Annotated in this window: 12 protein-coding genes; 4 read left to right on the top strand and 8 right to left on the bottom strand. The window is 69.1% G+C overall.

What is annotated here, in order from left to right; translation table 11 throughout:
• Positions 1 to 30: 30 nt before the first annotated feature.
• Positions 31 to 1,503, top strand: coding sequence for an alpha/beta hydrolase (locus tag ACM6LR_RS25855; protein WP_414938388.1), 1,473 nt, complete (start codon positions 31 to 33; stop codon positions 1,501 to 1,503).
• A gap of 3 nt (positions 1,504 to 1,506) precedes the next feature.
• Here ACM6LR_RS25855 and ACM6LR_RS25850 read toward each other — a convergent pair whose 3' ends face one another.
• On the bottom strand, positions 1,507 to 2,970 hold the full coding sequence (locus ACM6LR_RS25850; RefSeq protein WP_414938387.1) for an alpha/beta hydrolase: 1,464 nt from the start codon (positions 2,968 to 2,970) through the stop codon (positions 1,507 to 1,509).
• Between the two features lie 49 nt (positions 2,971 to 3,019).
• Positions 3,020 to 3,742, bottom strand: coding sequence for a DUF2306 domain-containing protein (locus ACM6LR_RS25845; RefSeq protein ID WP_414938386.1), 723 nt, complete (start codon positions 3,740 to 3,742; stop codon positions 3,020 to 3,022).
• Positions 3,743 to 3,826: 84 nt separating this feature from the next.
• On the opposite strand from ACM6LR_RS25845, the gene ACM6LR_RS25840 reads away from it, so the two are divergent.
• On the top strand, positions 3,827 to 4,597 hold the full coding sequence (locus ACM6LR_RS25840; protein WP_414944669.1) for a TetR/AcrR family transcriptional regulator: 771 nt from the start codon (positions 3,827 to 3,829) through the stop codon (positions 4,595 to 4,597).
• 458 nt (positions 4,598 to 5,055) lie between these two features.
• On the opposite strand, the gene ACM6LR_RS25835 is transcribed toward ACM6LR_RS25840, so the two are convergent.
• The 5 genes from ACM6LR_RS25835 to ACM6LR_RS25815 form a co-directional block, all read right to left on the bottom strand.
• Complete coding sequence (locus tag ACM6LR_RS25835; protein ID WP_414944668.1) at positions 5,056 to 5,844, bottom strand: ABC transporter permease; 789 nt, start codon at positions 5,842 to 5,844, stop codon at positions 5,056 to 5,058.
• A complete protein-coding gene (locus tag ACM6LR_RS25830) occupies positions 5,841 to 6,791 on the bottom strand; it encodes an ATP-binding cassette domain-containing protein (RefSeq protein ID WP_414944667.1) in 951 nt (316 codons plus the stop codon). The genes ACM6LR_RS25835 and ACM6LR_RS25830 overlap by 4 nt, the downstream gene beginning before the upstream one ends.
• Before the next feature lie 32 nt (positions 6,792 to 6,823).
• Positions 6,824 to 7,669: a DUF4097 family beta strand repeat-containing protein gene (locus ACM6LR_RS25825; protein ID WP_414938382.1), complete on the bottom strand. Its 846-nt coding sequence runs from the start codon at positions 7,667 to 7,669 to the stop codon at positions 6,824 to 6,826.
• A gap of 52 nt (positions 7,670 to 7,721) precedes the next feature.
• Positions 7,722 to 8,249 (bottom strand): toxin-antitoxin system HicB family antitoxin, encoded by a 528-nt coding sequence (locus ACM6LR_RS25820; RefSeq protein ID WP_414938381.1) that lies wholly within the window; start codon positions 8,247 to 8,249, stop codon positions 7,722 to 7,724.
• A 506-nt stretch (positions 8,250 to 8,755) separates the two neighbouring features.
• Positions 8,756 to 9,157 (bottom strand): alpha/beta fold hydrolase, encoded by a 402-nt coding sequence (locus tag ACM6LR_RS25815; protein WP_414944746.1) that lies wholly within the window; start codon positions 9,155 to 9,157, stop codon positions 8,756 to 8,758.
• Positions 9,158 to 9,578: 421 nt separating this feature from the next.
• Here ACM6LR_RS25815 and ACM6LR_RS25810 point away from each other — a divergent pair, with 421 nt between their 5' ends.
• Complete coding sequence (locus ACM6LR_RS25810; RefSeq protein WP_414944745.1) at positions 9,579 to 10,148, top strand: response regulator transcription factor; 570 nt, start codon at positions 9,579 to 9,581, stop codon at positions 10,146 to 10,148.
• A 9-nt stretch (positions 10,149 to 10,157) separates the two neighbouring features.
• On the opposite strand, the gene ACM6LR_RS25805 is transcribed toward ACM6LR_RS25810, so the two are convergent.
• Positions 10,158 to 10,790, bottom strand: coding sequence for a LuxR C-terminal-related transcriptional regulator (locus ACM6LR_RS25805; protein WP_414938379.1), 633 nt, complete (start codon positions 10,788 to 10,790; stop codon positions 10,158 to 10,160).
• Positions 10,791 to 10,904: 114 nt separating this feature from the next.
• On the opposite strand from ACM6LR_RS25805, the gene ACM6LR_RS25800 reads away from it, so the two are divergent.
• Positions 10,905 to 13,139 (top strand): ATP-binding protein, encoded by a 2,235-nt coding sequence (locus tag ACM6LR_RS25800; RefSeq protein WP_414944666.1) that lies wholly within the window; start codon positions 10,905 to 10,907, stop codon positions 13,137 to 13,139.
• Positions 13,140 to 13,153: the final 14 nt, after the last annotated feature.

Genomic DNA, 13,153 nt, shown 5'->3' with positions numbered 1-13,153 from the left:
TCCATTTTCATCGACCTACGGAGGAAACCCATGCGTAAAGCCCTGATCCCCGTTCTCGCCGCCGCCTTGGCGACCGCGGCGACCCCGGCGGTGGCGTCGGCGTCACCCCCGCCGAAATGGGGGCCGTGCCCGGCGGAGGCGGCCGGCCTCGGGCTGGAATGCGGCACCCTCGACGTCCCACTGGACTACCGCGACCCTGGCGGGAAGACCATCGAGATCGCGATCTCGCGTCTGGCGAGCGCCAAGCCGGAGAAGCGCCGCGGCGTGCTGCTGACCAACACCGGCGGCCCCGGTGGCGAAGGACTGGCCTATCCGGACATCCTCAAGAGGCTGAAGATCCCGCAGGAGGTGCTGGACGGCTACGACGTGATCGGGATGGACCCGCGCGGTGTCCACAACAGCACCCCGGTGACCTGCGGGCTGTCCCTGGAGGAGCATCCGACCAACATCCCGAGGTACGCCCGGAACTCCGCCGACGTCACGAGCGAGGCCCAGCGCGTCGCCGCCGTCGCCGCGAAATGCGGCTCGTCGGCCACGGCGTCGCTCCTGCCGCACATCACCACCGCCAACACCGCCCGCGACATGGACCGGGTCCGCGAGGCACTGGGCGAACGGAAGATCAACTACTTCGGCATTTCGTACGGCACCTACCTCGGTTCGGTGTACACCTCGTTGTTCCCCGAGCGCAGCGACCGGTTCCTGATCGACAGCGCGACCGGCCCCGGCGGCTGGGACGCCCCCTTCTCCCGGTTGTTCGGGCAGGGCGTCGAAGACCGCTTCCCGGACTTCGCGAAGTTCGCCGCCGCGAAGCCCGAATACGGCCTTGGCCGGACACCCGCGCAGGTGACCGCGAAGTACTTCGAACTCGCCGCGCGACTGGACAGGACACCGAGCCCGGACGGCTACAACGGCCAGGTGTTCCGCCACGTCACGTTCGCCGATCTCTACTACGACAAGAACCTGCCGAAGCTGGCCGAAACCTGGCGCGCGCTCGACACCGGGAAGCCCGTGCCGCACCCCGCGTCCACCCCCGCCACCGGGCAGCCGTCCGCCGGGGCCGCGTACCCGCCGGACAACTACATCGCCAGCCAGCTGCACGTGATCTGCAACGACTCCGACTGGCCGGAGGAAATCGGGACCTACCGGCGCAACGTGGCGATCGACCGCTTCCGGCACCCGCTGTTCGGTGCGGCGGCCGCGGACATCACGCCGTGCGCGTTCTGGCCGTCCGAGCCGGTCGAACCGCCGGTGAAGATCACCGACCGCGGCCCGTCGAACGTGCTGATCGTGCAGAACCTCCGCGACCCGGCCACGCCGCTGGCGGGCGCCCGGAAGCTGCGTAAGGCCTTCGGAGACCGCGCCAGGATGGTCACCGTGGACCAGGGCGGGCATTTGGCCTACCTGTTCAAGGACAACAAGTGCGCCAACGACCTCGCGACGGACTTCCTGGTCACCGGCACGCGGCCGCGGCATGATCTCGCCTGCGGCGCTCAGACCTCCTGAGGGTCAGCGGCAGGTCCGATCCGCCGGGAGCTCACCGCTCAGCAAGTGATCCCGCACCGCCGCGTCGACGCACTGGTCACCCTTCAGGAACACGGAGTGCCGGAACGCTCCCGCCACGGTCACCATGCGGGAACCGGCGAGCGCCCTACGCATGGCGAGTTGCCCGGCGTAGGGCGTCGCGGGGTCTCCTGTCGAGCCGAGGAGCAGGGCCGGAGAGGTGTTGTGGATCCGGGTGGCGGGTTCGGCGGGCGCCACGGGCCAGAACGCACACGGCGTGATGTTGCGGGCCAGCGGACCGAACAGCGGCTCGGCGGCACGATGACCCTGGATGTCCCGGTAGTACGTCGCCGGGTCGTGAGAGGCCGCGCGATCGGCGCAGACGACCGGCGTTCCGGCCCGGTCGGTCGCGGCACCGGATCCGGTCGTCAAGCCGTCGAGAAGCGCGGCCAGTGACGGCGAAGGGGTGACGTGCCGCCCGGCCGCCGCGTCCCTCAGTGTCCGCATGACGCCGGCGAACTCGGCCTGTGAAGCGGGTCGGTCGTCGTAGAGGTTCGCGAAGTACAGATAGGGCACCGTGTGACCGTCCACTGTGTACTTACCGACGTCGAGCGGCCGCCGCTCGGCCGACCGCGCGACGTCCCGCACGGCAGCCAGTACCTCGTCCACGGTCTCCCCCAGCCCCTGCCCCACGGCGGTCTTCGCCCAGTTCCGCAACGCCGCGTCGAGCGCCGGCGCGGTCGGACGGAGCAGACCCGGCCCGTACACGTCGGGATCCACCGCCGAATCGAGGACGAACCGGTCTGCCCGCCGGCCGAACATCTGGAGGTACACCGCGCCGAGGTAGGTCCCGTACGACGCGCCGAGGTACGAGATCTTCCGTTCACCGAGCGCGACACGCACGACGTCCATGTCCCTGGCGGTGTTGCGGGTCGACGCGGCGCGCAGCAACTCGTGATCGTTGCCGGAGCAGCCGTGCGCCAGCTTCCTCGCGAACGCCACGCTCTCGCCGAACGTCCTGAGGCTCGGCCCTGCCGAGCGGGTGAACGTGTCGGTCTTCCAGTCGCAGCTCAGCGGCGAACTGCGCCCGACGAACCGGGGATCCATTCCGACCAGGTCGTATCGGGCCGCGATCTCCGGCATCGACGAACCCGCCAGGACCAGTTCCATCGCCGGACCACCAGGCCCGCCCGGATTGAGCATCAGCGTGCCGCGTCGGCGCGCGGGGTCGGTAGCCTTCATCCGGGCCAGCGCGACGGTGATCTCGCGTCCCCGTGGACGGCGGTAGTCGACCGGCACGACGACGTCGCCGCATTGCGCACCGGCCTTGTCCAGCTCCGCGCCCAGTGCGTCTCCAGGGCCGGTCGCGCAACCGTGCCAGGTGATCAAAGGGGCCGCGGCGGCGGGCGTCGCCGGTATCGACGCCCCGGCGACGAGCAGCGCCACCGCGATGACTGTTTTCGTTGGCAACCCGAACTCCCTGATATCAAGAGGCTTTCTCGATATCAGGCTAGGGGCGCTACACCCGCGAGGGCGTCCGTCCCCGGTCGGAGACGTCTACCCCGCTGGGGGGCTTTTTCGGGGTCTTGCGCCGCTCCAGCACCCAGTCCGTGATCAGCAACAGGAGCAAGGGGCTGAGCCAGGCCCCGATACTCACCGCGCTGTACCGCAGGAGCACTTCGCTGCCGCCGAAGGTGGTGTCGAGCTGCGGTGTCAGGACGATCGTGGACACCACGTTGATCACGCGGCTCAGCACGATCGACATCGCGAGGGCGAAACTGCGGGACATCCACCGGCGATGGTCGGCGTAGCGGCGCTGACGCGCCATCCGGATACCGATGATCGTGATCGCGATCCACAGCACCGAACCGACGAGGTTGGCCACCCGCACGGACGGACCGGCCGGGGTGTGCCAGCCGATGTACAGGCCGAGCAGCCCTGCCGGGAGCGCTCCGGCGAAGACGTAGATCCGGCCGGTGATCCGGTGTCCGCGCCGGTAGCGGGCGCGGAACGCGGGCCAGATCTGGAAGCAGGCGGTCACCATGGCGACCGTGCCGAACAGGACGTGCCCCACGAGCAACGGGTAGTAGAGATCGTTCCCCGGTGGCGGTTCGAGCCGGGACTGGGCCGGATCGAGCGTCAGGTACGGCGGTACGGCGAAAGCCAGGAAAGCCACCGCCACCAGCATCAACGGCACGATCCAGGGGCGCCGCCACCAGCGGGGCGCGTTCGACGAGGTCATGGGGATCCGTTCAGGAGAAGACGACCAGAAACTATGTACAGTATACATATGAACGTATGACGTACATAGTTTTAGGATGGCCAGATGGCGACACGCGACAGCAAGAGCCCGGATCTCCAGCGCAGCCTCACGCTGCTGTGGGCCGGGCGTACCCCCGGCAGGCGGGGGCCACGACCGCAGCTCACCGTGGAGCGCATCGCCATGGCCGCGATTGAGGTCGCGGACACCGACGGCCTGGACGCGCTCTCCATGCAGCGCGTCGCCACCGAACTCGGCTACTCGACGATGTCGATCTACAACCACATTCCGAGCAAGGACCTGCTCCTCGAAGTGATGGCCGACTTCGCGGCCGCGAAGCCACCCGAGCTCGACGACACGGACGACTTCCGTGACGCGATCCGGCAGTGGGTCGGCGCGCTCTGGGCCGGTTTCCAGACCCGCCCCTGGCTGCTGCGCGTCCCGCTCGACCACAGCCCGATCGGCCCCAACCAGCTCGCCTGGCTGGACCGCCTGCTCCGGCCGCTGCTGAAGGTCGGACTCGCCCCCGGCGAGGCGAGGGCCGCGGCCCTGCACCTGACCGCCGTCGTCCGCGGCACGGCGCAGATCGGCATGGACATGAACAGCGCGCACAAGACCGACGGCGGACGCCCGCACACGGAAACCGAACTGGCGCAAGCGCTTGACGAACTCATCGACCCGGCGAGTTACCCCGCGCTGGCGGCCGTCCACGCCGCCGAGATCACTGTCCCTTCAGGACACGGCCTGTCCGGAGACGGATCGCTGCCCGCCGAACTCGGCTTCGGCGTGGACCGGTTCCTGGACGGCATCGACGCCTGGGTGGCGAAGAACGACTGAGGCCTCCTTCCCTCGGCTGAGCCGAAGAAACTCGACCTTCACACCTTCCCAGTACATGAAGGCCCCTTCCTCGCGCTAGGCGCAGGGTCCAGGCAAAGCTGCAGACCTGCTTATCAGCGCTGCTGGTGACATTCCGGACTCAACATCGCTAGTGTCGCGTGATCCTGCAGGTCTTACCCGTGATCAGACGGCGATCTCCGGAGATCGCCGTCCGAGGAACAAAACCCAACGTCAAACAAGCAGGATCACGCGACACTAGTGACCGCAAGAGCCGAGTGGGGAAGATTGCGGACGTTCAACGTCCGCAATCTTCCCCACTCGGCTTGTGCCGGGGTTCCTGAGGGAGACATGTCCCCGAACCCCTGTTGATCGTCCCCATTCCTTCATCGTCAGCCTCACACAGCGGCGAAGAACCGCCTGGCCTGCCCGGGACGACCCCCGGTCGCGTCGATCTCAGGTCACCGGTCGCGTTCCTTGGCGAACAGCGACTTCGACCACAGGTACCCCACGATCGAGAGCACGGCGCACCAGCCGACCGCGAGCCAGCCGCTGTTGCCGATCGGGGTACCCAGCAGCAGGCCACGGATCGTCTCGATGACCGGGGTGAACGGCTGGTACTCGGCGAACCAGCGCAGCCAGGCCGGCATGGAGTCGGTGGGCACGAAACCGCTGCCCAGGAAGGGAAGAAGCATGAAGACCATCGGGGTGTTGCTCGCCGTCTCGACACTCTTGGCCGCCAGCCCCAGCGCCACCGACAGCCAGGTGAGCGCGATGGTCAGCACCGCCAGCACGCCGATGGTCGCGAACCATTCGCCGACTCCCGCCGTCGGCGAGAAACCGACGAGCAGCGCGACCCCGAACACGACGGCGAGCGCGAACGCCGTCTGGATGAACGCGCCGACGACGTGACCGGTCAGCACGGAGGCCTTGCTGATCGCCATGGTGCGGAACCGGGCGATGATGCCCTCGGTCATGTCCGTCGCGACGGAGATGGCGGTGCCGAGGGCGGCACTGCACACGGTGATGAGCAGGATGGCGGGCGTGACGTAGCCGACGTACTCGGAGCGGCCGCCCGCGCCGCCCAGCCCGTTCCCGAGGGTGCCGCCGAAGACGTAGACGAACAGCAGCAGGAACACGATCGGCTGGCCGACCAGCATGAGGGTGAGCGACGGATACCGTTGCATATGCCGGATGTTGCGGCGCAGCATGGTCGCCGAGTCGCGCATCGACAGGGCCAGGGTGCTCATCGGGCCATCTCCTTGGTCGCTTCGGTCCGGTGACCGGTGAGGCTGAGGAACACGTCGTCGAGGTCCGGGGTGTGCACGGTGAGGCTGTCGACCGCGACGGCTCCGGCGTCGAGCCGGTCCAGCACCGCGCGAACCGCGGCGACGGTGCCGTCGGTCGGCACGCGGAGCGCCAGGGTCTCTTCGTCCGATGTGGACACTTGAAGCACGCGGGCCGCGTCGCGCAGCGAGACGGCGTCGGGGAACTTCAGTTGCATATGCCCGCCGGGCACGCGTCGCTTCAGTTCGTCGGGTGTGCCCAGCGCGACGACCCTGCCGCCGTCGAGTACGGCCACCCGGTCGGCGAGCTGGTCGGCCTCCTCCAGGTACTGCGTGGTGAGGAAGATCGTCACCCCGCCGGAGACGAGGTCCCGGATGATCTGCCACATCGTGCGACGGCTGCGCGGGTCGAGACCGGTGGTCGGCTCGTCGAGGAAGATGACCTCGGGGTCGCCGATCAGCGTCATCGCCAGATCGAGCTTGCGGCGCATCCCACCCGAGAAAGTGGCCGGTGTCTTTTTCGCGGCTTCGGCCAGCTCGAACCGTTCCAGCAGTTCGGCGGCGCGTTCGCGTCCCGCCCGGCGCGGCAGATGGTGCAGATCCGCCATGAGGAACAGGTTCTCCTCACCGGTGAGGAGATTGTCGACCGCGGAGAACTGGCCGGTGAGGCCGATGGCGGCGCGGACGCCGTCGGGATCGGTGGCCAGGTCGGCTCCGGCGATGGTCGCACCCCCGGCGTCCGGACTGACCAAAGTGGACAGGATGTTGACCGTGGTGGTCTTGCCGGCACCGTTGAGGCCGAGCAACGAGAAGACGGTGCCGGGCGGGACGTGCAGGTCGATGCCGTCCAGTACGACCTTGTCGCCGTAGGACTTGCGCAGTCCGGTCGCGGAGATGGCCGGGTGTCTCATGTGGATTCCCCTGGTTCGTAAGGACTTGTGAGTCAAGAACGACGGATGGCGATGTCACCGAGGGAGGTGCTGGCGCGCACTTCGAGCTTGTCGGTCGTGGCGCCGGGTTCGGCGGCGGAGTCCATGTCGTTGACGACGCGGCCGAAGGTGGTGTTCACGTCGAGCCAGGCCGCGGTGCCCTGGCGGATGCCGACCTCGATGTCGCCCATGGCGGTCTCGAGGGCGAGCGTGCCCCGTGCGGCGTCGAGCACGCGGACCGAACCGTTGGCGGTCTTGGCTTCCACCCCGTCCTCGGCCCGGTCGACGGTGATGTCGCCGTTGGCCGAGCGGACGCGGAGCGTGTCGCCCGCCGCTCCGATGGTGGTGGCACCGTTGGAGTTCTTGACCACGCCGGTGCCGGTGATCTCGCCGACGTGCACGCGGCCGGAGCTCGTGGTGATCTCGGCGTTGCCCTCGACGTGGTCGACGACGATGTTCCCGGCGGCGGTGTTCAAATTCAGCTCACCGACGTGGTCGAGCTGGACGTTCCCGGCACCGGACTTGTAACGGCAGCTACCGAGCCGCCCGGTCACGCGGAGGTCACCGAGACCGGTGTTCCCCTGCAACCGTGAGCCTGCGGGCAGTTCGATGGTCACGTCGATCGACCTCGTCCGCTTGGAAAAGTCGAACAGGCGCATTTTCGGCGCCTTGATCGTCAGCGTGCCGCCGGAGAACTCGACGACGGTCCGCGCCGCGGCCTGGACGTCGGAGTCGTCGTTCTTGTCCGCCGGAGCGACCTCGACGACCGTTTCGGCACGGTCCCCGGCGACGACGCGGACGTCGCCGACGACGGGCTCGATGTCCACGAGAATGGGTTCCGGGGTGGCGAAAGTAGGCATGGTTGTCCCCTCAAAGGTGTGGTGCTCGGTGTTTGTGCTGGTCAGCTGAGTGTTATTGGACCCAGCCGGTGTAGCGCTGGGTGGCGCGATGACCGCCGCTCGGCGAGGCGGGCCGGGCGGCGGGTTCCGACGGCCGCAGCGCGGCGGACGCGGCACGCACGAGCCACGCGTTGACCGAACGGCCTTGCGCGGCCGCGGCCTCTTCGACGCGTGCCTTGAGCTGCTCCGGCAGCCGGAAGTTGATCCTGGCCGTGGCCCCCTCCTCGTCCGGCAGCGGGGGCAAGGGAGGCATCGGGGGCTCCGGCACCGAAGCCGCGACGGACTCGGACGGCTGAACCGCGGGAACCGTGACGGCGAAGCTGGCTTCCCCGGCACGCAGCCGGACCTCGACCGAACCGGGCGCGAGATCCCGCGTGATCTCGTCCGACGCGGCGGACAACGCGTCCAGCAGCGCGAGACGGATGGCCGACGCGAGCGGCGCGGTCAGTCGTTCGGCGAGGGCGCTCGCCTCGGCTCCACCCGCCTCGGCGGCGACGGCGAGTTCCCGGCGAACGTTGTCCACAAAGGGCGTCAAATCCATGATGCCATCATGGCACCACAATGGCGCCAACACAAGTACTACTTGGCGCCAAGTAGTGCCAACGTGGCGTTTTAGCAGTTCAGGGTCTTGGAGATTGCTCCGCCGATGGGCACGAGCCCCCTTCTCCGGCACTTCAGATCGGTCAAACAGGCATCGACGGCTTGGTGACACACGGGCTCGGACCGCCGCCCCCGGTGGACGGTGCGCCCCCACCCCTCGTAGGTGACGAGACGGGAGCCGCTCTGTTCGGCGGTGCGCCGCGGACCTTGAGCGGACGCTGCGGGTTCGTCGTCTTCAGCGGTTCGCCGACGCACGCGGCGAAGTCCTCGATCGGGAGCCGCCAATCGCTGCACCAGATCGACGGCGCCGGGCGATTGACCGGCTCGGGAACGTTGCGCGCCGAAGCCGGTGCGCCGCCCTCTCCATCCCGGAAACGCTTCAGCTCTTGGCCGAGATAGGGCCAATCCGCCGTTCCCGGATAGACGAGTGTACCTTTCTTGGCTTTCTCAGAGAGGTTCGCCGTAAACACACAATTTCGCAAAAGCCGGGAAATCCCGTTCCACTGGCACGGTCAAACTCCGCATGAATCGGTAGGTCGTCCGCAGGCTGTGGTCCCTGTTCCCGTCGTTGACCATCGCCCTGATCCTTCGAAGGGATCGTTCGGCGTACTGCTGGCCAAGCAACGTGGCGTAGGAATAGCCGGCGTAGCTCGGTTTCTCCTCGCCGAGCGCGGCACGGACGACGTCGAGATCGCGTGCGGCGTTCAGGTTGCCGACCTGGTCGATCACCGCGCCGGATGCGCCCGGCCTTGCAGGACCTCCCGGATTCGTGACGAGCACGCCGAGGCGCTCGACCGGCTTCGACGGCCGCGCACTGGGCGCCGCCGGAGCCACTCCCGTCGCCGCCATCGCCACGGTGATCGCGCCGAGAAGGAGAATCCTGCGAACACTCATACGACGCGGGTCCGTTTCTCTCGAACGACAGCGGACACGGAGATGCCCATTCGGCCATTCTCTGCTGGCTGGGAAACCAGGACGCGGCCGAACACGTTGCCGTGACTTTTCCGGCGGAGGAGAATCGCCGTGAGCCGCATGAAACGGGAGCGACCCACCGTCAGGTGTGGGGGTCACCGAAGTGGGTCGCTACCCGGGTACCACCGTACAAGAAACCCGCTCGCGCGGACGGGCAAGGCTTTCTGTCCTGGCGGCTCTTGACAATCGAGGATCCACAGTGGACACGAAGCCCTTCCGGCCGTCACCGGCGGGAGAGGAACGCGGGAAAGCGGTCCGGGTGAGCGTATGCGCGCTCGACCCCATCACGAAGGCCGGAATGACCGACCTGCTCGAGGCACGGGCGTCGGTGAGAGTCGTCGACGGCCGGGCGCGGGACGAAATCGAGGTCGTCGTCGCCGCCTTCGACCGGCTTTCGCCCGACGCGGTCATCGAGTTGCGTGGAGTCGCCGCCGAACTCGGCAAACCGATCGTGCTGGTGACCGACCGGATCGAGGAAGGCGGGCTCGCGGTCGCGGTGGAGTGCCGGGTGGTCGCCATCCTGCCGAGGTCGGCGGTGACCGACAACCGGGTCGCCGACAACGTCCGTCTCGCCGCGTCGGGTGGGGTGAGCCCGCCGTCCAACCTGCACACCAGGCTGGCCGAACACGCGGAGCGGCTCCACCGGGAGATGCTCGAGCCGAGCGAGCCCGCCGGGGCCGGTCTTTCCTCGCGTGAGATCGACGTCCTGCGCCTGATGGCCGACGGGCTCGACACCGGAGAGATCGCCACCGAACTCTCCTATTCGGAGCGGACGGTGAAGAACATCATCTACGCCGTCACCGATCGGTTGCGCCTGCGGAACCGATCACACGCGGTGGCCTACGCGATACGCGAGGGAGTCATCTGAGCGCGCGTGTCAGATGAGGCCTTCCCGGAGCGCGTACGCCACGACATGCGTGCGGTTACGCAGGCCGAACCTGGTGAGCAGGCCGTGGAGGATGTTCTTCACGGTCCGGTCGGAGTAGGCCACCCGCCGGGCGATCTCACCGGTGTCGTATCCCTCCGCGAGCAGCCGGAGGACTTCGGTCTCGCGGGGCGACAGTCCGCTGAGCGCGAGTTCACGCGGCTCGAGAACTTCCTTGTGCAGCCGCGAGATTCCGCGGAGCAGGCTGCCGAGCTGGTCGGCGGGCAGATCGCCTCGGCCGGCGTGGGCGTCGGAAACCGCGCGCAACAGCCTCCCGGGGGTCGCCTCGGAACGCGCGACGACGACGGCGAGCCCGCGTTCCACCGCGGCCCACAGCTCGGCCTGGTTGGGCTCGTCGGCGACCAGCACCAGCCGGGCGGGCCCGGCCGGGATCCGGTGCGGCTCGTTCCCCGCGACCGCGACGAGGACGTCGGCCGCCCCCGGGTCGTCCCACAACGCGATGCCCTGGCCGGCGCCGAGCGCGCTGCGCAGGCCCGCACGGACGAGCGGGTCGCCCGCGTACACCGCGACCCGGATCTCCCGTCGCTCCTCGGCACGGACGACCGGCCGGACGGGGGTCGTCATGATCGTCGACATACCTACCAGGTAACCGGCTGCGGAGAAGGCGGGACAAGCAGAATCAGGGGGCAGCTTTTCGCCGCCGGAAGGCTGCCGGTTGAATGGACCGCGGTGGAACCGGTGGAGGAGAACGAGAAGCGGTCGGTGTTCGGAAAGCTCCTGCTCGAACACCGGCGAGCCGCGGGCTGGACGCAGGAGCGGCTGGCCGAGGCCTCCGGACTCAGCGTCCGCGCCCTGCGCGAGCTGGAACGCGGCCGCGCCCGAGCGGCCCAGCAGCGCTCCGCCGAGGTGCTCGCGGACGCGCTCGGCCTGACCGGCGGCGACCGGGAGTTCTTTTTGACCGTCGCCAAACAGGGACGGCGGCGGAATCCGGCGCTGGCCGCCCACGTCGCGGCGACCTGTGCGCTGCCCGCGCCCCTCGCGGATCTGTCCGGCCGGGAAAACGAGCTGGAACAGCTGTCCGCGAAGATCACCGAGGGCGGTGGCGTGGTCGCGATCGTCGGGCAGGCCGGAGTCGGGAAGACCGCGCTCGCGGTGACCGCGGCGGACCGGTGGCGCATAAATTACCCGGATGGCTGCTTCGCCGTCGACCTGCGAGGGATGGACGAAGAACCACTGAGCGCCCGTGCCGCGCTCGACCGGCTGCTGCGCGCGCTGGACGTCGCTCCGGGGCAGGTGCCCGCCTCCGAAAACGATCGGTCCGCGCTGCTGCGGATGCTGCTCGACGGACGGAAGCTCCTGCTGGTGCTCGACAACGCCGCCGACGAGGCGCAGGTCCGGCCGCTGCTGGTCACCGGGCCCGGCTGCCTCACCCTCATCACCTGCCGTCGCACGCTCGCCGGGCTCGAGGGCGCCCGTTGGCTGGGGCTCGAGCCGCTTTCGGACGGCGGTGCGACCGGCCTGCTCGCCAAGATCGTCGGCGAGGATCGCGTCCGCGCCGAGCCCGCCGCGGCGCGGGAACTCGTCGAGCTGTGCGGGTATCTGCCGCTCGCGGTCCGGATCGCGGGCAACCGGCTCGCCACCCGGCCGCAGTGGTCACTGGCCCAGCTGGCCGACCGGCTGCGCGACGAAGGCACCCGGCTGCGCGCGCTCGCGGCGGGCGATCTGCAACTGCGCTCGGCGTTCGACCTGTCCTATCGCGGGGTTTCGGAAGGGGCACGGCGGCTGTTCCGGCGGCTGGCGACCGTGCCGGGCGCCGACTTCGGTCTCGAACTCGCGGGCGTCGTGTCCGGTGCCTCCGACGCCGACGTCCGCGAGCACCTCGACGAACTCTTCGACGCCAGCCTCCTGCAGTCCACGACCGTGCCGGAACGCCACCAGTTCCACGACCTGATCCGCCTGTTCGCCGAGGAGCGGTTCGAGGCGGAGGAGGACCCGGCGGCGCGCGACACCGTGCTCGCCCACCTGCTCGACAAAGCGGCCGAGGCGGCCAGGTTGTTCTACCCCAAGGCACCGGAGACCGGGCGCTTCGGCTCGCGGGACGAGAACGCGCGCTGGCTGGACGTCGAAGGCGACAACTGGGTCGCCGCGCAGCGGGTGGCGGCGCGGAAGGGATGGCACCGGGAGGTCAGCGGCCTCGCCGTCGCACTGCACTGGTACTCCGACGGGCGAAGCGGGCAGCGGCCGTGGTGGGAGATCTTCTCCCTCGGCGCGGCCGCGGCGAACGCGCTCGGCAACGCCGCGGACGAGGCCAAGCTGCTCAACTTCGTCGGCTGGGCCTGCAGTGTCTGTCTCGGCGATGACGAAGGCGCCGTCGAGGCGCATCGCCGCGCGCTGGACATCGCCACCCGGATCGGCGACCGCACCGAGCAGACCTGGGCGTCCATCTACCTCGGCCAAGTGCTGCACTACGTCGGACGGGAAGCCGAAGCGTTCGAATACGCGGAACGCGGGTACGAATCGGCGGGCGAACTGCCGTTCTGGAACGGACAGAGCTCGGCCCGGAACGTCTACGGGCACGCGCTGCGAACGGCCGGGCGGCACTCCGAAGCGCTCGCCGTCCACCACGCCGTGCTCGCCGACGCCGACAGGCTGGCTGACGACACGTACCCCGGTCTCCACCGGATGCTGAAGTCACTGGCCCTGCGCGCCATCGGTGACGTGCTCGCGGATCTCGCCGAATGGCGGGAAGCGGCGGGCTACTACCGCACCAGCCGATGGCTCTCGTGGGAAGGCGGGTTCGGCGTGATGGAGGCGATCTGCGCGCTCCGCGAGGGGCGAGCCTGGCGGGAGGCGGGCGCCTTCGAAGAGGCCAGGGAGTGCCTCACGCTGGCCGTCGAACTCTCCCCCGCGCCGGCGTTCAGCGCCCGACGGGAACAGGCTCTGGCCGAACTGGCGCTCCTGCCTTCCTCGTGAGCGGACGGCGGGCG

Source organism: Amycolatopsis sp. cmx-11-32 (assembly GCF_047608695.1).
In the GTDB taxonomy this organism is placed as follows: domain Bacteria; phylum Actinomycetota; class Actinomycetes; order Mycobacteriales; family Pseudonocardiaceae; genus Amycolatopsis.
The sequence above is the reverse complement of the archived record's forward strand: the minus strand, read 5'-3'. Positions and strand labels throughout refer to the sequence as shown.

Excerpts from the sequence above, each read along its gene's own strand:
- ACM6LR_RS25835 (WP_414944668.1), bottom strand. The coding sequence starts at position 5,844 with ATGAGCACCCTGGCCCTGTCGATGCGCGACTCGGCGACCATGCTGCGC.
- ACM6LR_RS25820 (WP_414938381.1), bottom strand. The coding sequence starts at position 8,249 with ATGGATTTGACGCCCTTTGTGGACAACGTTCGCCGGGAACTCGCCGTC.
- ACM6LR_RS25805 (WP_414938379.1), bottom strand. The coding sequence starts at position 10,790 with ATGACGACCCCCGTCCGGCCGGTCGTCCGTGCCGAGGAGCGACGGGAG.
- ACM6LR_RS25825 (WP_414938382.1), bottom strand. The coding sequence starts at position 7,669 with ATGCCTACTTTCGCCACCCCGGAACCCATTCTCGTGGACATCGAGCCC.
- ACM6LR_RS25840 (WP_414944669.1), top strand. The coding sequence starts at position 3,827 with ATGGCGACACGCGACAGCAAGAGCCCGGATCTCCAGCGCAGCCTCACG.
- ACM6LR_RS25810 (WP_414944745.1), top strand. The coding sequence starts at position 9,579 with ATGACCGACCTGCTCGAGGCACGGGCGTCGGTGAGAGTCGTCGACGGC.
- ACM6LR_RS25845 (WP_414938386.1), bottom strand. The coding sequence starts at position 3,742 with ATGACCTCGTCGAACGCGCCCCGCTGGTGGCGGCGCCCCTGGATCGTG.
- ACM6LR_RS25855 (WP_414938388.1), top strand. The coding sequence starts at position 31 with ATGCGTAAAGCCCTGATCCCCGTTCTCGCCGCCGCCTTGGCGACCGCG.
- ACM6LR_RS25815 (WP_414944746.1), bottom strand. The coding sequence starts at position 9,157 with ATGGCGGCGACGGGAGTGGCTCCGGCGGCGCCCAGTGCGCGGCCGTCG.
- ACM6LR_RS25830 (WP_414944667.1), bottom strand. The coding sequence starts at position 6,791 with ATGAGACACCCGGCCATCTCCGCGACCGGACTGCGCAAGTCCTACGGC.